The sequence below is a fragment of the Pseudomonas sp. No.117 genome (assembly GCF_054558395.1).
Genome location: NZ_BAAJNP010000002.1, coordinates 564,175 through 581,259, shown reverse-complemented (window position 1 = coordinate 581,259; position 17,085 = coordinate 564,175). Strand labels below are relative to the sequence as shown.

Below are 17,085 nucleotides of genomic sequence, written 5' to 3'. Positions count from 1 at the left end.
GACATCCTTGCTAGGAAGACGGGGAGGCCGGGCGGCGGTTGACCACCGCGCGCCAGGCATTGCGATTGAGGTCGGCGACGCCGCGCAGGCCGATCAGGCCGACCTCGCGCAACGAGCCGAGCAGCGAGTCCGGCCGGTGATTGCCCCAGGCGTTCGCCCAGAGGTCGGCCCGGGAAAAGGTCATCCGTACCAGTTCGCGCTGTTCGGTCACGCTGAGATCACTGAACTGGGTACCGACGACACCGTTGCGACTGAAGGCCACGCTGGCCGGAAATTGCCGGGCCTGGCCGTTGCGCTGGAGTTCGATGTGGACCGAGCTGCCCTGGGGCAGGTCGACGCCCTCCGGCAGGCGCAGGCCCAGCCCGCTCTGGGAGAAGTCCAGGGTGGTGCAGGACAGCCGCGTACCGTCGGCCAGGAGCAGGTCGGCTGGCAGGGTCGCCGCCACCCGCGGTTCGGCGCGCACCTGGCGCGTCTCGCTCGCCACGGCCACCGCGGCGCTGGCGATGACCAGGTTGTAGAGCGTCCAGGCCAGGTTAATGACCACCGTGGTCACGGCTTCCGGATCGCCGAACAGCAGCCGGCCGATGCCCACCACCAGGCCGAGCAGATTGAGCGCCAGCAGCACGATATAGGGACGTGCCAGCTCCCAGTCGAAATAGTCACGGGCGATGATGCCGCCCTTGTCGGTGACGTTGAACTTGCCCAGCTTGGGGTTGATCAGCGCCAGCAGGGTCGGGCGCAGGATGTACCAGGCGAGGACCGTCTCGTAGACCTCGTTCCAGAAGGAATGGCGGAACTGGCCTTGGATCCGCGAGTTGGTCAGGTTGGAATGCAGTACGTGGGGTAGCACGTAGCAGGTGATGAGCAGCGCCGAGGCGTGGAAGATCTGCGCGCTGAACAGCAGGTAGGCCAGGGGCGCTGTGAGGAACACCAGTCGCGGCAGGCCATAGAAGAAGTGCAGCATGGCGTTCAGGTAGCAGAGCCGCTGGCCGAAGGCGAGCCCCTTGCCCAGCAGCGGATTGTCCACCCGGAAGATCTGCGCCATGCCCCGGGCCCAGCGGATGCGCTGGGCGATGTGGCGCGACAGGTTCTCGGTGGCGAGGCCGGCGGCCTGGGGGATGCCCAGGTAGGCGGTGTTGTAGCCTAACCGATTGAGCTTGAGCGCCGTGTGGGCATCCTCGGTCACCGTCTCGGTGGCCACCCCGCCCACCTCCAGCAGCATCGAGCGACGCATCACCGCGCAGGAGCCGCAGAAGAAGGTGGCGTTCCACAGGTCGTTGCCGTCCTGCACCAGGCCGTAGAACAGCTCGCCTTCGTTGGGCACGGTGCGGAAGGTGTTGAGATTCTTCTCGAAGGGATCGGGCGAGAAGAAGAAGTGGGGCGTCTGCAGCATGGCGAGCTTGGGATCCTTGAGGAACCAGCCCAGGCATACCTGCAGGAAGGAGCGTGTCGGTACGTGGTCGGCGTCGAAGATGGCGATGTACTCGCCGTCGGTCACCTTGAGCGCCGCATTGAGATTGCCGGCCTTGGCATGCTCGTTGTTCTCGCGCACCAGATAGGAGACGCCGGCGGTGGCGCAGAAGTGGCGGAAGTCTTCGCGGCGACCGTCGTCGAGCACGTGCACCCGCAACTTGTCGCGTGGCCAGTCGATGGCCTGGGCGGCGAGGATCGACAGCTTCACGATGCTCAGGGCTTCGTTGTAGGTGGGAATGAAGACGTCCACCGTGGGCCAGCTCGCCGGGTCGTCGGGCAGCGGGACGGGGGTGCGGCGCAGCGGCCAGACCGTTTGCAGGTAGCCGAACAGCAGTACCGAGAGCGCATAGAGTTCGGCGGCCACCAGTCCATAGCCGAGCAGCATTTCCAGGGGCGTCTCGAAGCCCAGGGTCGACGTCAGGCGCCAATAGATGTAGCGCAGCGAGGCCAGTAGCGACAGGGCGATCAGCAGCATCACCGGCAGCCGTCCGGGAAGACGCCGCAGCAGCAAGGCGGCGGCGAAACAGCCGAGGGCGAACAGCGCCTGCTCCTCCAAGGCCATGGGCACGCTCACCAGCAGCGCCGCCAGGAGCGCCGCGGCGGTCCAGCCGAGCACCCGCAGCCAGAGCGGCGCGGGCGTCAAGGGTGCGGCAGGCGGGCGCTGCGCCTGACGCCGCTGGCGAACCTGCTCCAGGCGGTCGAGGACGCTCATGGCTAGCCCTGGGCGCGCAGCGACGGCTGCGACGGCCCGTCGTTGGCGAGCGCCTGTGCCAGCTGCATGACAGCGGTGCTCCAGGCGTCGTCCAGGCTATACAGACCCTGGCCGAGCGCCAGCGCCTGCTCCAGCGCAGTGCTTTCCGGCAGGACGCCCAGCAAGCGGTCGGCGCGGGTACGGCCCACGATGGTGGCGATGTCCAAGGTCAGGGGGCGCAGCGGGTCGACGCGATTGAGCAGGTGGGCATGACTCGCCGCCGGAGCACAGGCCTGCCACTGGCGTTCGAGGCGGGCCAGGCTGGCATAGCCCGCCGCATCGGCCGTAGTCACGCCCATTACCTGGCTGGCGAGTGCCAGGGCCTGACGACCCAGGGGGGTCGAACCCGTAGGGCAGTCCAGGATCACCAGGGTATCGGCCGGCAGATCCAAGGCCGTCAGACGTCGAGCCAGCCACTGGGGCTCAGTCAGCAACCGCTGCTCGAAGCGGCACAGGGCCTCCTCCTCGAGCGAGCCGAACGGCAGCAGCCGGAAACCTGCGTCTATGGGCAGGCAGGCGGCCACCGGCTCGTTGGCCAGGCCCACGGCTGGCGGCGCCTTGGGCATCAGCAGGGCGGACAGCACATGCTGCGCGTCCAGTTCCACCAGCAGCACCGGCTGGTCCAGCCGGCTCAGGGCCAGTGCCAGGCCGGCCGCCACCACCGTCTTGCCGGTCCCGCCCTTGGCCGAGGCGATGGCCAGCACCCTGGCTGGCAGCGGTGGTACCGCCGCGCTCAGTGCCCGGTCGAGCGCGGCCACCGCGTCCTGCTCGTGACGGCGGGCCTGCAGCTGGGCGAGTTCTTCCGACAGCGGCGGCAGATCCGCGCTGGTCGTCTCCTTCGCTACCTCCAAGGCCGCCAGGGGCAATGCGAGCTCGGTTTGGAGGAGTAGGGAGGGGGAAGCTGTCGGGGCCGCTGGCTCGCTGGCGATCAGCGCAGCGGCTGGCGGAGCGGGTGTGCCAGCTTCCGCGGTCTCGAATTCCCGGTATTGCTGGGGATCACCGCCAAAGGCACGAAACAGATTGGCAATATCGAGCGAGCGGCCCATGACAAAGTCCCATTGGGTCGGAGGTAGCGGCAGTGTTTTTGGCGTCGAGATAATGGCGCTTTGAGATCATTCGCCAATTTTGCGAATACTGTCACGTATGGTGCGTGATCCACTAGCGAAATTTCTCGGGCCGAGCGTGGCGGCTGCAGCGGCATCGGCTGCCTGCGGTGCCGTTCGGCTTTCTTGACGCGGATAGTTGGTCGGCGGCGGAAAGACGTCAATCGTCCCCGGCGTAGCGGGGGGATGAAAGGTGCAGGAAGGGGAAGAAGCGGTCGCTCGGGTGACGAACGTAAGGATGAATGGCAGGTCGGGTTAGTGGGAACGAGAGCAGGCCTGGAGGGCGTTGCCAGGGGAAAAGACAAGGCCCGCGGGTGCGGGCCTGTTTCCTTACTCTTCGTTGCGTGACCGGTAGGGTTGCGGACGCGAGAGTTGCGGCCGGCCCTCCTGTTCCTCGAAGAAGTAGCGCAGGTAGAGATTGCCGTTGACGTCGCGCTCGTCCTGCGCGTTGTCCATGCCCAGGCGGCCGCCCAGGGCGAACTGGCCGTTGAGGCGGTATTCGCCGCTGGCCGAGAGGCCGTAGGCCACGCCGGTCTTGCTCTTGCTGCCGTACTGGCCTTCGCCGGCGGCTTCCGCGGCCGCTTGCAGGGCGGCATCGTCGGGGTAGCGATCCGCGGCGTCCTGGCGGATGGTCTGGACACCCAGCATGCCCTGGACCTGGTAGGCCCAGAGATCGCCGCGCTGCGACCACACCAGGGGTACGCCGATGGCGAAGTAGCGCTGCGGGCTGAAGTAGCCGCCATGGCCGTAGGTCAGGTGGTTCTGGTTGTTGTCGTAGCCGATCGCTGTGGCCGAGAGACCCACGGTGAAGAGGCTGTCCGGGCCGTTGCGCAGGTAGTAGTAGACGCCGGTACCGATCTCGAAGCGATCGTTGTCCTTGACGTCGTGGCCGGTCAGGCGATGGGCCGCGCCGTAGATGTAGGAGCCATAGCGGCCGTCGTCGTATCTCAGCCGCGCCAGGCCGCCGTTGGCGGTGACGCCGCCCCATTCCTGGCCGGTGCGCGGATCGCGGATGCCGCCGTAGGAGGCCAGGGAGTCGGTCACCGAACGACGCGAGACGCTCAGGGCATAGAGCAGGTTCTCGCTCAGGCTGCTGAGCGGTCGTTCCAGGGTCGCGCCGCCGACCACGGTGCTGTACCTCAGGCCGACCGGCGAGACGCCGATGTCGCCCTTGAGGCCGCGCCCGGCATCTTCCACGGCGATGGACGCCGCCACGCCGTTTTCCTTCTGGCTGCCGTCGCTGCTGCTGTCGTTGATCCGCGTCGGGGTGACGCGCACGGCCAGGCGCTGGTCGCCGGCCGGGAAGGAGATTTCCAGCGGCGCGCTGACAGTGGTCTGGCGCGAGCTGCCACTGGGATCGTAGCTGCGCACGCTCAGGCCCTGGGTGATGCGAATGCTGCGCTCGCGTTGCAGCTGGCCGAGGATCTGCTCGGTGGCCAGGCTGCTCGTCAGGCTGCTGGTGGGCACCACGGACAGGTCGTTGAAGGGATTGTTGGCCGCCTTCTGCGCCTGCAACGGATCGCTCCAGGCGTAGTCGGCGCTGCCGGCGGTGCCGCCCGCGGCGGCCGGGACGGCGGCCAGGGCGTCAGCGCTGCGGGTCTGCCCGGGCAGGGCGGCGAAGGGGTTGTCGCTGGCGCCGGCGGCGCGGGCCGCGGATTCGCGATCCTGGCGTTCCACCTGGACCACCTGCTCCAGCAGGCTGGTGGCGGTACCGGCCATGCCAATGTCGCGGTAGAGCAGGGCGGCGCGGCGTAGTACCAGGGGGTCGCTCTGGCCCAGCTTGACCGCCTGGTCCAGATACTGGCGGGCGGTGACGCTGTCCTGGGACTTGGCGGCGATTTCGGCGGCGCCCAGGTAGAGCTCGGCATCCTTGGGCTGGTCGCTGAGGACGTCGCGATAGAGCTGGCGGGCCTTCTGGGTGTCGCCACTGGCCAGGTACATGCGCGCCAGGGCGGCCTGGGCGGCCTTGTCGTCGGGCCGGGCCTTGAGCGCCGGCGCCAGGGTGTCGTAGGCGGCGGCCAGCTTGCCCTGGTCGGTGAGGCGATCGGCCTGGCGGATGCGATAGCGGGCCAGGAGGTCGTCGTACTGCTGCTTCTCGCCGCTGTCGAGCACCACGCCCTGCAGGTCACGCAGGACGTTGCCCACGGTCTGGTCCTGATTCATCTGCAGCTGGATGCTGGCGTAGTGCAGCTGCATGCCAGGCGCGGGCCGGGTATCCCCGGAGATCATCGGCTTGAGCAGTTCCAGGCCGTGCTCGGGATCGCCGGCGGTGGCGAAGGCTTCGGCCAGGTCGCCGATCAGGTCGGGATTGCGCCCGGCGCGGGTCTCCAGGCGCTGCATCAGGCTGCGCGCCTCCTCGCGCCGGCCCTGCTTGGCCAGGGCGACGGTTTCCGCCAGTTGCTCGTTGAAGGTGATGCGCGCCGCTAGGGCGTTCATGTCCGGCGAGCGCTGCGCCTGGGGGATGCGCATCAGGGTCTGCATGGCGCGCGGGTATTCGCCCAGTTCGTTGGATAGCAGTGCGCTGGCATAGAGCACCTCGGGGCGCTGGGCACCGTCCTTGACCAGGCTGTCGACCAGGTCGCGGGCAGCGCGCGGGCGACCCTGGCGCACTTCGAGACGGGCCTGGGCGAGGCGCAGCCAAGGGTCGTCCGGCGACTCCTGGCGTGCCTGTTCGAGCAGGCGCGAGGCGCCCTGCAGATCGCCGCGGGCCTCGGCCGCTTCGGCTTCCTGCATGGCCTGGCCGGCGCGCAGGCGATCCAGGCCCTTGACCTGGCTCTTGGCGCTCGGCTGCAGGTTCTTGGTGAGCTGCAGGGCTTCTTCGGTACGGCCCAGTTCGTTGAGCGCGGCGATCCGCCCGTAGTAGGCGTCGACGTTGGCTGGTTCGCGCATCAGCACCTGGCGGTAGGTGGCCTCGGCCAGCTCCCATTGCCGCTTCTGGCTCTGGATGCCGGCGAGGAACAGCTGCGCCTCGACCGCTTCCGGCTTGAGGCGAATGGCCTCCACACTGAAATCCCGCGCCTGGTCCAGGTCGCGCTTGTTCTCGGCCGCATGGGCGCGTTCCAGCAGGTGGTGATAGCGCGCCTCGTCCAGGGCCGGCTGCCAGGTCTTGCCGCCTTTCTGCACGGCCTGGGTCAGCAGCTGCTCGGCATCGGTGTAGCGTTTCTGCGCCAGGCGAGCGCTACCCAGCTTGCCCAGGGCATCCGGGTCCTGGGGCGTCTTCTTCAGCTGGGCTTCCAGCGCCGAAACGGCGGCCGCGGTCGGGGCGACGTCGGCAGCGGCTGCCCAGGTCGCGTCGGCATGGATCAGCAGGGCGAGCAGGCCGAGGGGCAAGGTAAGGTGCTTGGGCATGGTTCTTTCCGTGAAGGCTGGGAGGCGTCGCTGCAGCACCCGGTCGGCGGCTGGCGCAGAGCTGGAGCGGCTTCGGCTATTAGGGAATAGCTGAACGCAAGCTGAACGGCAAATACAGCGGCGGATGATTCCCGACAGGCCGTGGCGAGTCAACCAAATCGCGCGTTTGAATGCCATCGCCAGGCCCCTCGGCGCTGGCCGCGCCAGGGCTGGCGACGCTATACTCTGCGGCTTTCCCATCGTCTTTCGCAGGCCGTCGACCATGACCGAGTCCGTCTCCGCCTACATGACCCGTCTTGGCCAGGCCGCCCGTGCCGCGTCGCGGGTCCTCGCGCGTACCTCCACCTCGCAGAAGAACCTGGCCCTGAACGCGATTGCCGAGGCCCTGGACGCCGATCGTGAAGCCTTGGTCGCCGCCAACGCCGAGGATGTTGCCGCGGCCACCGCAGCGGGACTCGAGTCCGCGCTGCTGGATCGCCTCACGCTGACCCCGGCGCGCATCGAGGCAATGATCACCGGACTCAAGCAGGTTGCCGCCTTGCCGGACCCGGTGGGCGCCATTCGCGATCTGAGTGCCCGTCCTTCCGGCATTCAGATCGGCAAGATGCGGGTGCCCCTGGGGGTCATCGGCATCATCTACGAGTCGCGGCCCAACGTGACCATCGACGCGGCGAGCCTCTGCCTGAAATCGGGTAACGCGACCATTCTGCGCGGCGGTTCCGAAGCCATTCGCTCCAACCGCGCCATTGCCGGCTGCATTGAGCGGGGGCTGGCCAAGGTCGGGCTGCCTGCCGCTGCGGTGCAGGTGGTGGAGACCACCGATCGGGCCGCCGTGGGCGAACTGATCACCATGCCCGAGTTCGTCGACGTCATCGTGCCGCGCGGTGGCAAGAATCTGATCGAGCGCATAAGCAAAGACGCCCGCGTACCCGTGATCAAACACCTGGACGGCATTTGCCACGTCTATGTCGACGAGGCGGCCGATCTGGCCAAGGCCGAGTCCATCGCCTTCAATGCCAAGTGCTATCGCTACGGCATCTGTGGTGCCATGGAGACCCTGCTGGTCGATGCCCGCGTGGCTGAAGCCTTCCTGCCCGCCATGGCACAGCGCTTTGCGGAAAAAGGCGTGGAGCTGCGCGGGTGCGAGCGGACGCGGGATCTGATCGAGGCCGTGCCGGCCACCGAGGCCGACTGGTCCACCGAGTACCTGGCGCCGATCCTGTCCATCCGCATCGTTGACGGCCTGGACGAGGCGATCGAGCACATCAACCGCTATGGCTCTCATCACACGGATGCGATCGTGACCGAGAACCTTGGCCGTTCCCGGCGTTTCCTGGCCGAGGTCGATTCCAGCTCGGTCATGGTCAATGCCCCGACCTGCTTCGCCGATGGCTTCGAATACGGCCTCGGCGCCGAGATCGGCATCTCCACCGACAAGCTGCACGCCCGCGGGCCGGTGGGTCTGGAGGGCCTGACCAGCGAGAAGTACGTGGTCTTCGGCGACGGTCACGTCCGTAGCTGATGAGCAGCCTGCCCACCCGCATCGGCTTGTTCGGCGGTACCTTCGATCCGGTGCACATCGGTCACCTGCGCGCGGCGCTGGAGGTGGCCGAGGCCTTGGCGCTGGACGAGCTGCGGCTGATTCCCAGTGCCCGGCCGCCGCACCGCGAGGCGCCCAGTGTCTCCGCCGAGGATCGCCTGGCGATGGTGCGGCTGGCGGTGGCCGATGTCGCGACGCTGGTGGTCGATGACCGGGAACTGCGCCGGACGCGTCACTCCTATACCATAGAGACCCTGGAAAGCCTGCGCGCCGAACTCGGCGATGAGGTGCAGCTGTTGCTCATGCTCGGGTGGGACGCCTTTTGCGGCCTGCCCGGCTGGCACCGCTGGCGCGAGTTGCTGGAGCTGTGCCACATCCTGGTCCTGCAACGACCTGACGCCGACAGCGAGCCCTGCCAGGAATTGCGCGATTTCCTGGCGGCGCGCAGTCAGCCCGATCCCCAGGCCCTCAAGGGGCCGGGCGGGCAGATCACCTTTATCTGGCAGAACCCGCTCGCGGTGTCCGCCACCCAGATCCGCGGCCTCTTGGCCACCGGGAAGTCCATCCGCTTCCTGGTGCCCGATGCCGTGCTTGACTACATCCGGACGCACGGCCTCTATCCGGCGTCCTCCTGAACCGAGGTAAGAGCTACACCATGCAAAGCGAACAACTCGTCCAGGTGGCCATCGCCGCCCTGGAAGACATGAAGGCCCAGGACATCATCTCCCTGGACGTCCGCGAGAAGACCAGCGTGACCGACGTCATGGTCATCGCCAGCGGCACCTCCAGTCGCCACGTCAAGTCGCTGGCCGACAACGTGCTGGAAAAGGTCAAGCAGCAGGGCGTGCGCCCGCTGGGCAGCGAAGGCCTGGAAGGCGGCGAATGGGCGCTGCTCGACCTGGGCGACGTGGTCGTCCACGTGATGCTGCCGACCACCCGCGAGTTCTACGACCTCGAGCGCCTCTGGCGCGGTGCCGAGCAGAGCCGCGCCGCCCACGGCGAATAAGCCGGTGCGCCTGCGTCTCATCGCCGTCGGCTCGCGCATGCCGCGCTGGGTCGAGGAGGGCTGGCACGAGTACGTCAAGCGCCTGCCACCGGAACTGCCGCTGGAACTCGTCGAGATCCCGTTGCAGACCCGTGGCAAGAACGCCGACGTCGCCCGGCTGATCCGTCAGGAGGGTGAGGCCATGCTGGCCAAGGTGCAGCCGGGCGAGCGGGTGGTGACCCTGGAAGTCACCGGCAAGCCCTGGAGCACCGAGCAACTGGCTAAAACACTCCAGCAGTGGCGCCTGGAAGCGCGCACCGTCAACCTCATGGTCGGCGGTCCCGAGGGCCTCGCCCCCGAGGTGCAGGCGCGCAGCGAGCAGCGCTGGTCGCTCTCGCCGCTGACCCTGCCGCATCCGCTGGTGCGCATCCTGGTCGGTGAACAGCTCTATCGCGCCTGGACCGTACTGGCCGGCCATCCGTATCACAAGTAGTCCAGACCTGCGATGTCGCAACCCATACGCCTCAAGGACCACGAGAAAGACGCCCAGCTCGTCCGCGCCCGCGTGACGGTCGGCGGGGCGCTATTTCTCGTGCTCGCCTGCGTACTGGTGGCACGCATGTACTACCTGCAGGTCATCCAGCACGACTACCACTCGACCCTGTCGGAAAACAACCGGGTCCATGTCCAGCCGATCCCGCCCACCCGCGGGCTGATCTACGACCGCAACGGCATCATCGTCGCCGACAACCGGCCGAGCTTCAGCCTGACCATCACCCGCGAGCGCGCCGACAACTGGCGCCAGACCCTCGATACCCTGGTCCAGGTACTGGGCCTGACAGAAGAGGACCGCGAGCTCTTCGAGAAGCGCATGAAGCAGGGCCGGCGTCCCTTCGAGCCGGTGCCGGTGCTGTTCGAGCTGACCGAGGAGCAGATCGCCAAGATCGCCGTCAACCAGTTCCGCCTGCCCGGGGTGGAGGTGACGGCGCAACTGGTGCGGCACTACCCCATGGGCGAGCACTTCGCCCACTCGGTGGGTTACGTCGGCCGGATCAACGAGCAGGAGCTCAAGCGCCTGGATCCGGTGAACTACAGCGGCACCCACCATATCGGCAAGACCGGCGTGGAGCGCTTCTACGAGCCCGAGCTGCACGGCGAGGTAGGCTACGAGGAAGTGGAGACCAACGCCCGCGGCCGCGTCCTGCGGGTGCTCAACCGGACCGATCCCAAGCCGGGCAAGGACATCGTCCTGACCATCGACTCCCGGCTGCAGGCGGCCGCGGAAGCCGCCCTGGGCGGCCGGCGCGGCGCCATCGTCGCCATCCAGCCCAAGACCGGCGAGGTGCTGGCCATGGTCAGCCAGCCCAGCTACGACCCCAATCCCTTCGTCACCGGGATCAGCTTCAAGGAATACTCCGAGCTGCGCGACTCCATTGATCGCCCGCTCTACAACCGGGTCCTGCGCGGCCTCTATCCGCCTGGCTCGACCATCAAGCCGGCGGTGGCCATCACCGGCCTCGACACCGGCGCCACCACGCCCCAGGCCAAGGTGTTCGACCCGGGTTACTACGAGCTACCCAACTACGACCACAAGTACCGCAACTGGAACCACGGTGGCGACGGCTACGTGGACATGGACACGGCGCTGATGAGGTCCAACGACACCTACTTCTACGATCTCGCCCACAAGATCGGCATCGATCGGCTCTCGGAATACATGGGCAAGTTCGGCCTGGGGCAGAAGGTCGCCCTCGACATGTTCGAGGAGGCGCCCGGGCTGATGCCCTCGCGCCAGTGGAAGCGCGCCACTCGTCGGCAGACCTGGTTCCCCGGCGAGACCCTGATCCTCGGCATCGGCCAGGGCTACATGCAGGTCACGCCCCTGCAGCTGGCCCAGGTCACGGCGCTGCTCGCCAACCATGGCCAATGGATCCGCCCGCACCTGGCCAAGACCCTGGACGGCCAGCCGCCGGTGGATCCCAACCCCATGCCCGACATCGATCTCAAGGACCCGACCTACTGGGACCGGGCCATCCACGGCATGGAGATGGTGGTGCAGAATCCGCGCGGCACCGCCCACCGGCTCAATGTCGGGGCCCAGTACCGCATCGCCGGCAAGAGCGGTACCGCCCAGGTGGTCGCCATCCGTCAGAACGAGAAGTACAACTCGGCGGCGCTCAAGGAGCGGCACCGCGACCACGCCCTGTTCGTCGCCTTCGCCCCGGTCGACAATCCGCAGATTGCCGTGGCGGTGATGGTCGAGAACGGCGAGTCGGGTGGCGCCGTGGCCGGACCGGTGGCGCGCCAGGTGCTCGACGCCTGGCTGCTGGACGAGCAGGGTCACCTCAAGGCCGAATACGCCAGGCCCGGGACGGCCGCCGCTACCGCCTCCGCGACCAAGGTGCAGCCATGAGCCTCGCCCCTAATTTCGACCGCACCATCCCCGAAGGGGACGTGATGAAGCGGCGCGCCACCCTGTTGCAGCGCCTGCACATCGACGGTCCGCTGTTGATCCTGCTGCTGATGCTGGGGGCGGCCGGGCTGTTCGTGCTCTATTCCGCCGGTGGCCGCAATCTCGACCTGCTGTTCAAGCAGGCCAGTTCCTTCGGCCTCGGGCTGGTGGCCATGGCCATCGTCGCCCAGCTCGAACCGCGCTTCATGGCGCGCTGGGTGCCGCTCGGTTACGTCATCGGCGTGGCCCTGCTGGTGGTGGTGGACGTCATGGGCCACAACGCCATGGGCGCTACCCGCTGGATCAACATTCCCGGGGTCATCCGCTTCCAGCCGTCGGAATTCATGAAGCTCTTGATGCCCATGATGATGGCCTGGTACCTGTCCAAGCGCAGCCTGCCGCCCAATTTCAAGCACAGCCTGATCAGCCTGTCGCTGGTGGTGGTGCCCTTCGTGCTGATCCTCGACCAGCCCGACCTCGGCACCGCCATGCTGGTGCTGGCCTCGGGCGGCTTCGTGCTGTTCGTCGGCGGCCTGCAGTGGCGCTGGCTGATCGGTGCGGTGAGCGCCGCGGTGCCCATGGCGGTGGCCATGTGGTTCTTCGTGCTGCACGACTACCAGAAGCGCCGGATCCTGACCTTCCTCGATCCGGAGATGGATCCGCTGGGCGCCGGCTGGAACATCATCCAGTCGAAGGCGGCGATCGGCTCGGGCGGGGTGTTCGGCAAGGGCTGGCTGCTGGGTACCCAGTCTCATCTGGATTTTTTGCCGGAAAGTCACACGGACTTTATCATTGCCGTCCTCGGCGAAGAGTTCGGCATGGTCGGCGTCTGCCTGCTGCTGGTGCTCTATCTGCTGCTCATCGGGCGCGGGCTGACCATCACCGTGCAGGCCCAGACGCTGTTCGGCAAGTTGCTCGCCGGCGGCGTGACCATGACCTTCTTCGTCTACGTCTTCGTCAACATCGGCATGGTCAGCGGCCTGCTGCCCGTGGTGGGCGTACCGCTGCCGTTCATCAGCTACGGCGGCACCTCGGTGGTCACCTTGTTCACCGGGTTCGGAGTTTTGATGTCGATCCACACGCACCGCAAGTGGATCGCCCAGGTTTAACACGCAACAAAGAAGGGTTAGATGCCGATAATGGGATGGATGCGTCGCTGCCTGCAGGGCCTGGGGCTCGCGGGTGCGATGGGCGTGACGACCGGGGTCGTCGCGGGAGACTACGACGCGGCACCGCAGGCGCGCGACTTCATCGCCGAGATGAGTCAGAGCTACGGCTTCGCGCCGGAACAGCTGCAGGCGCTGTTCGGTGAGGTCGAGCGCAAACAAGCCATCCTCGATGCCATCTCGCGGCCAGCCGAGCGAGTCAAGCCGTGGAGCGAATACCGTCCCATCTTCATCACCGACCGGCGCATCGCCCAGGGCGTCGAGTTCTGGAAGGCCCATGAAGAGGCCCTGGCCCGCGCCGAGCGCGAATACGACGTACCGGCCCAGTTCATCGTCGCCATCATCGGCGTGGAAACCTTCTACGGGCGCAACACCGGCAACTACCGGGTGCTGGATGCGCTCTCCACCCTGGCGTTCGACTACCCGCCGCGCGCGCCCTTCTTCCGCAGCCAGTTGCGCGAATTCCTGCTGCTGGCCCGCGAGCAGCAGGTCGATCCGCTCAGCCTCACCGGCTCCTATGCCGGGGCCATGGGCCTGCCACAGTTCATGCCGGGCAGCTTCCGCGCCTATGCGGTGGATTTCGACGGCGACGGCCATATCAACATCTGGTCCGATCCCACCGACGCCATCGGCAGCGTGGCCAACTACTTCAAGCGCCATGGCTGGTCCGGCCGCGGTCCCACCGCCATCCGTGCCCAGGTCAGCGGCGACCGGGTGGAGGAGGGCGTGGTGGCCGGCATCGAGCCGGTCAAGAGCGTGGCCGAGCTGCGCGCCCTCGGCTGGAACGCCCAGGACCCTGCCCTGCGCGACGATTTGCGTGTAACCTCGTTCCGCCTCGACGGAGACAAGGGACCGGAGTACTGGATGGGCCTGCCCAATTTCTACGCCATTACCCGTTACAACCGCAGCGTCATGTACGCCATGGCGGTGACCGATCTGGCGAACGCCATCGCCCAGCGCCATGCGGCCGAGGGCCAGAAGCCGTGATGCGCCTGGCTGCCATGGCGCGCCTGGCCGGCTGCCTGGGCCTCGGCCTGTTGCTGGTGAGCTGCTCCAGCCAGGCGCCCAAGTCGACCAGCAAGGGCGTCGCCGGTCCCGGTGGTTACCTGCGGCCGCATCGCGACGGCGCGCCCTGGTGGGACGTGGACGTCAGCCGGATTCCCGATGCCGTGCCCATGCCCTACAACGGGCCGCTGAAGAACAACCCCTATACCGTCCTGGGCAAGACCTATTTTCCGCTGACCGACGCGCGCAACTACCGGGTGACCGGCACGGCGTCCTGGTATGGCACCAAGTTCCACGGCCAGGCCACCGCCAACGGCGAGACCTACGATCTCTACGGCATGACCGCGGCGCACAAGACGCTGCCGTTGCCCAGCTACGTGCGGGTCACCAACCTGGACAACGGCCGCAGCGTCATCCTGCGGGTCAACGACCGCGGACCCTTCTATTCCGACCGGGTCATCGACCTGTCCTTCGCCGCCGCCAAGAAACTCGGCTATGCCGAGATCGGCACGGCGCGCGTCAGCGTCGAAGGCATCGACCCGCAGCAGTACTGGGCGCAGCGTGGTCAGGCGGTGCCCATGGTACTGGCGCAGCCCCGCCAGGCACCGGTGGCCCAGAAGACCACCGAGACCCAGACCTTCGGCGCCATCGAGACCTACACGCCGCCGGTCAACCAGCACGCCGAACCGGTGACGCCGGCCGCCGTCGACGCAAAAAAAAACGTTTCTGTCCCAGCCGCTGGGCTCTATCTGCAGGTGGCGGCCTTCGCCAATCCGGACGCTGCGGAATTGCTCAAGGACAAGCTCAGCGACCTGACCGGTGCCCCGGTCTTCATCAGCTCGACGGTGCGCAACCAACAGACCTTGCATCGGGTCCGCCTCGGTCCGGTGCAGCCGGCTGAAGTCGCCCAGCTCCAGAACAGCGTACGCGTGGCCCGCTTGGGCCAGGCGTCTCTCGTGCAACCGGATTGAAGCAGGGATGCTTCATGACGCCCAGTCGCCGGCCGCCGGCGCCGTGATCCGCCTCGTGCGGTGCGGCGCCGGTCGGGCGTCCTGGGTCCGCTGCTCCTGCCATACCCCAACCTTTCAGAGATTCGGATGACAATCGCAAAACTCGCTCGACGCCTGCTCTTCCTAGTAACGATCGCCTGTGTCCCGGCCGTCTGGGCGGCCGAGACTATGGTTCCGGCGGCACCTCAACTGGCGGCCAAGGCCTGGATTCTCATGGATGCCAACAGTGGCGCCGTGCTCACCGAATCCAATTCCGACCAGCGCCTGCCGCCGGCCAGCCTGACCAAGCTGATGACCGCCTACATCGCCACCCTGGAAATCAACCGGGGCCGGATCAAGGAATCCGACATGGTCACCGTCAGCGAGCACGCCTGGCGTACCGGCGGTTCGCGGATGTTCATCAAGGTCGGCACCCAGGTGTCGGTCGGTGACCTGCTGCACGGCATCATCATCCAGTCCGGCAACGACGCCAGCGTCGCCCTGGCCGAGCACATCGCCGGCAGCGAAGACGCCTTCGCCGACATGATGAACACCACCGCGCAGAAGCTGGGCATGCAGAACACCCACTTCATGGACGCCACCGGCCTGCCGGATCCGAATCACTATTCCTCGGCCCATGACATGGCCATCCTGGCGCGCGCCATCATCAACGCCGATGCCCAGCACTACGCCATCTACTCCCAGAAGGAATTCTTCTGGAACAACATCAAGCAGCCCAACCGCAACCTGCTGCTGTGGCGCGACAAGACCGTCGACGGCCTGAAGACCGGCCACACCGACGAAGCCGGCTACTGCCTGGTGGCCTCGGCCGTGCGCGACGGCATGCGCCTGGTCGCCGTGGTGTTCGGCACCAACAGCGAACAGGCCCGCGCCGCCGAGACCCAGAAGCTGCTGACCTACGGTTTCCGCTTCTTCGAGACCCAGTCCTTCTACAAGAAGGGCACCGAACTGGCCAAGGCGCCGGTGTGGAAGGGCGACGCCCGTGAGGTCCAGGCCGGTCTGGCCAACGACCTGACCATGACCCTGCCGCGTGGCCAGGCCAAGAAGCTGCACGCCGAGATGGTGCTCAACCCGCAGCTGATCGCGCCCATCGCCCAGGGCCAGGTGATCGGCAAGGTCGAGGTGAAGCTGGATGACAAGGTGGTGCACACCGCCGACCTGGTCGCCCTGCAGCCGGTCGAGGAGGGTGGCCTCTTCCGTCGCCTGTGGGATAGCATTCGCCTGTTCTTCTACGGATTGTTCAACTGATCCGTCACCCTGGAAAGGCCCGCATCTGCGGGCCTTTCACCCCTGCCGACAAGGGTCGGCCTGGAAGTCCGCATGACCGAAGACGTTCAACCCCCCAAGATCGAATTTCCCTGCCCGCGCTATCCGATCAAAGTGATCGGCGATGCCGCTGCCGATTTCGCCGAACTGGTGCTCGATACCGTCCAGCGCCACGCCCCGGACCTGGATCGTGGCACCCTGGTGACCCGTGACAGCCGCAACGGGCGCTTCCTGTCGGTCCAGGTGCTGATCACCGCCACCGGCGTGGACCAGCTGCAGGCCATCCACCAGGACCTGCGCGCCACCGGCCGCGTGCACATGGTGATCTGATGACCATCCCCGCCCCGGCCAGCCTGGGCGTGCGTCGCTGGGGCCTGCGGCCCTACGAGGCGACCTGGCAAGCCATGCGCCGCTTCACCGACGAGCGCGGTCCCGCGACGCCCGACGAACTCTGGCTGCTGCAACACCCGGCGGTCTTCACCCAGGGCCAGGCCGGCAAGCCCGAGCACCTGCTCGCCGCCGGCGACATTCCCGTGGTGCAGGTCGATCGTGGCGGCCAGGTCACCTACCATGGCCCGGGTCAGCTCATCGCCTATGTGCTGCTGGACGTTCGCCGTAAGGGCCTGGGCGTGCGAGAATTGGTCAGTGCCATGGAAGACAGCCTGATCGCGCTGCTCGCCGATTGGGGTGTGACTGCCGCCGCCCGGGCCGATGCCCCGGGTGTCTACGTGGAAGGCGCCAAGATCGCCTCCCTCGGGCTGCGCATCCGCAATGGCCGCTCCTTCCACGGACTGGCCCTCAACGTTGACATGGATCTGGCGCCGTTCCGCCGGATCAACCCCTGCGGTTATGCCGGCCTGGCCATGACCCAGCTGCGCGATCTGGTGACCGGGCCATTAGCTTTCGACGAGGTCCGCGAGGCTCTGCTCCGTCACCTGAGCCAGCGCCTGGGCTACCCCGAACCGATCACCCTGGAATCGGATTGA

14 protein-coding genes and 1 pseudogene are annotated in these 17,085 nt (G+C 67.2%); 11 read left to right on the top strand and 4 right to left on the bottom strand.

Going from position 1 to position 17,085, the window contains the following annotated elements:
* Positions 1-10 precede the first annotated feature (10 nt).
* From bcsA to ACYJP6_RS06100, 4 genes and pseudogenes are all read right to left on the bottom strand, one after another.
* Positions 11-2,185, bottom strand: a complete 2,175-nt coding sequence (gene bcsA / locus ACYJP6_RS06115) for a UDP-forming cellulose synthase catalytic subunit (RefSeq protein ID WP_459474157.1) — start codon at positions 2,183-2,185, stop codon at positions 11-13.
* A 2-nt stretch (positions 2,186-2,187) separates the two neighbouring features.
* A complete protein-coding gene (locus ACYJP6_RS06110) occupies positions 2,188-3,090 on the bottom strand; it encodes a cellulose synthase operon protein YhjQ/BcsQ (protein WP_459474291.1) in 903 nt (300 codons plus the stop codon).
* A 108-nt stretch (positions 3,091-3,198) separates the two neighbouring features.
* Positions 3,199-3,270, bottom strand: a pseudogene (bcsR, locus tag ACYJP6_RS06105) (BcsR/BcsP family cellulose biosynthesis protein); the annotation flags it as partial.
* Between the two features lie 387 nt (positions 3,271-3,657).
* Positions 3,658-6,675: a cellulose biosynthesis protein BcsC gene (locus tag ACYJP6_RS06100; protein ID WP_459474156.1), complete on the bottom strand. Its 3,018-nt coding sequence runs from the start codon at positions 6,673-6,675 to the stop codon at positions 3,658-3,660.
* Positions 6,676-6,937: 262 nt separating this feature from the next.
* Between ACYJP6_RS06100 and ACYJP6_RS06095 the strand changes: the two genes are divergently transcribed.
* The 11 genes from ACYJP6_RS06095 to lipB all read left to right on the top strand — a co-directional run bounded on the left by ACYJP6_RS06095 (position 6,938) and on the right by lipB (position 17,085).
* Entirely contained in the window at positions 6,938-8,197 is a 1,260-nt protein-coding gene (locus tag ACYJP6_RS06095) for a glutamate-5-semialdehyde dehydrogenase (protein WP_459474155.1), read from the top strand.
* A complete protein-coding gene (gene nadD / locus ACYJP6_RS06090; protein ID WP_459474154.1) occupies positions 8,197-8,850 on the top strand; it encodes a nicotinate-nucleotide adenylyltransferase in 654 nt (217 codons plus the stop codon). The genes ACYJP6_RS06095 and nadD overlap by 1 nt, the downstream gene beginning before the upstream one ends.
* 20 nt (positions 8,851-8,870) lie before the next feature.
* Entirely contained in the window at positions 8,871-9,221 is a 351-nt protein-coding gene (gene rsfS, locus ACYJP6_RS06085; RefSeq protein WP_145010693.1) for a ribosome silencing factor, read from the top strand.
* A gap of 4 nt (positions 9,222-9,225) precedes the next feature.
* Positions 9,226-9,693 (top strand): 23S rRNA (pseudouridine(1915)-N(3))-methyltransferase RlmH, encoded by a 468-nt coding sequence (gene rlmH, locus ACYJP6_RS06080; protein WP_459474153.1) that lies wholly within the window; start codon positions 9,226-9,228, stop codon positions 9,691-9,693.
* Positions 9,694-9,705: 12 nt separating this feature from the next.
* Positions 9,706-11,613 (top strand): penicillin-binding protein 2, encoded by a 1,908-nt coding sequence (mrdA, locus tag ACYJP6_RS06075; protein WP_459474152.1) that lies wholly within the window; start codon positions 9,706-9,708, stop codon positions 11,611-11,613.
* A gap of 44 nt (positions 11,614-11,657) precedes the next feature.
* The gene (gene rodA / locus ACYJP6_RS06070) at positions 11,658-12,761 is read left to right on the top strand and encodes a rod shape-determining protein RodA (RefSeq protein ID WP_145010761.1); all 1,104 of its coding nucleotides are present in this window, start codon (positions 11,658-11,660) and stop codon (positions 12,759-12,761) included.
* 21 nt (positions 12,762-12,782) lie between these two features.
* Positions 12,783-13,805 (top strand): lytic murein transglycosylase B, encoded by a 1,023-nt coding sequence (gene mltB, locus ACYJP6_RS06065; RefSeq protein ID WP_145010700.1) that lies wholly within the window; start codon positions 12,783-12,785, stop codon positions 13,803-13,805.
* On the top strand, positions 13,805-14,794 hold the full coding sequence (locus ACYJP6_RS06060; RefSeq protein ID WP_459474151.1) for a septal ring lytic transglycosylase RlpA family protein: 990 nt from the start codon (positions 13,805-13,807) through the stop codon (positions 14,792-14,794). The genes mltB and ACYJP6_RS06060 overlap by 1 nt, the downstream gene beginning before the upstream one ends.
* 126 nt (positions 14,795-14,920) lie before the next feature.
* Positions 14,921-16,081, top strand: a complete 1,161-nt coding sequence (locus tag ACYJP6_RS06055; RefSeq protein ID WP_145010703.1) for a D-alanyl-D-alanine carboxypeptidase family protein — start codon at positions 14,921-14,923, stop codon at positions 16,079-16,081.
* A gap of 72 nt (positions 16,082-16,153) precedes the next feature.
* Positions 16,154-16,429 carry a DUF493 domain-containing protein gene (locus ACYJP6_RS06050; RefSeq protein WP_059313894.1) on the top strand — a complete coding sequence of 92 codons (276 nt, stop codon included), beginning with the start codon at positions 16,154-16,156 and terminating at the stop codon, positions 16,427-16,429.
* Entirely contained in the window at positions 16,429-17,085 is a 657-nt protein-coding gene (gene lipB / locus ACYJP6_RS06045; protein WP_459474150.1) for a lipoyl(octanoyl) transferase LipB, read from the top strand. Before ACYJP6_RS06050 ends, lipB begins: the two co-directional genes overlap by 1 nt.

Bases quoted from the DNA above. Each gene is read 5' to 3' on its own strand.
- bcsA (WP_459474157.1), bottom strand. From the start codon at position 2,185: ATGAGCGTCCTCGACCGCCTGGAGCAGGTTCGCCAGCGGCGTCAGGCG.
- ACYJP6_RS06100 (WP_459474156.1), bottom strand. From the start codon at position 6,675: ATGCCCAAGCACCTTACCTTGCCCCTCGGCCTGCTCGCCCTGCTGATC.
- ACYJP6_RS06095 (WP_459474155.1), top strand. From the start codon at position 6,938: ATGACCGAGTCCGTCTCCGCCTACATGACCCGTCTTGGCCAGGCCGCC.
- nadD (WP_459474154.1), top strand. From the start codon at position 8,197: ATGAGCAGCCTGCCCACCCGCATCGGCTTGTTCGGCGGTACCTTCGAT.
- rsfS (WP_145010693.1), top strand. From the start codon at position 8,871: ATGCAAAGCGAACAACTCGTCCAGGTGGCCATCGCCGCCCTGGAAGAC.
- mrdA (WP_459474152.1), top strand. From the start codon at position 9,706: ATGTCGCAACCCATACGCCTCAAGGACCACGAGAAAGACGCCCAGCTC.
- rodA (WP_145010761.1), top strand. From the start codon at position 11,658: ATGAAGCGGCGCGCCACCCTGTTGCAGCGCCTGCACATCGACGGTCCG.
- mltB (WP_145010700.1), top strand. From the start codon at position 12,783: ATGCCGATAATGGGATGGATGCGTCGCTGCCTGCAGGGCCTGGGGCTC.
- ACYJP6_RS06060 (WP_459474151.1), top strand. From the start codon at position 13,805: ATGCGCCTGGCTGCCATGGCGCGCCTGGCCGGCTGCCTGGGCCTCGGC.
- ACYJP6_RS06055 (WP_145010703.1), top strand. From the start codon at position 14,921: ATGACAATCGCAAAACTCGCTCGACGCCTGCTCTTCCTAGTAACGATC.
- ACYJP6_RS06050 (WP_059313894.1), top strand. From the start codon at position 16,154: ATGACCGAAGACGTTCAACCCCCCAAGATCGAATTTCCCTGCCCGCGC.
- lipB (WP_459474150.1), top strand. From the start codon at position 16,429: ATGACCATCCCCGCCCCGGCCAGCCTGGGCGTGCGTCGCTGGGGCCTG.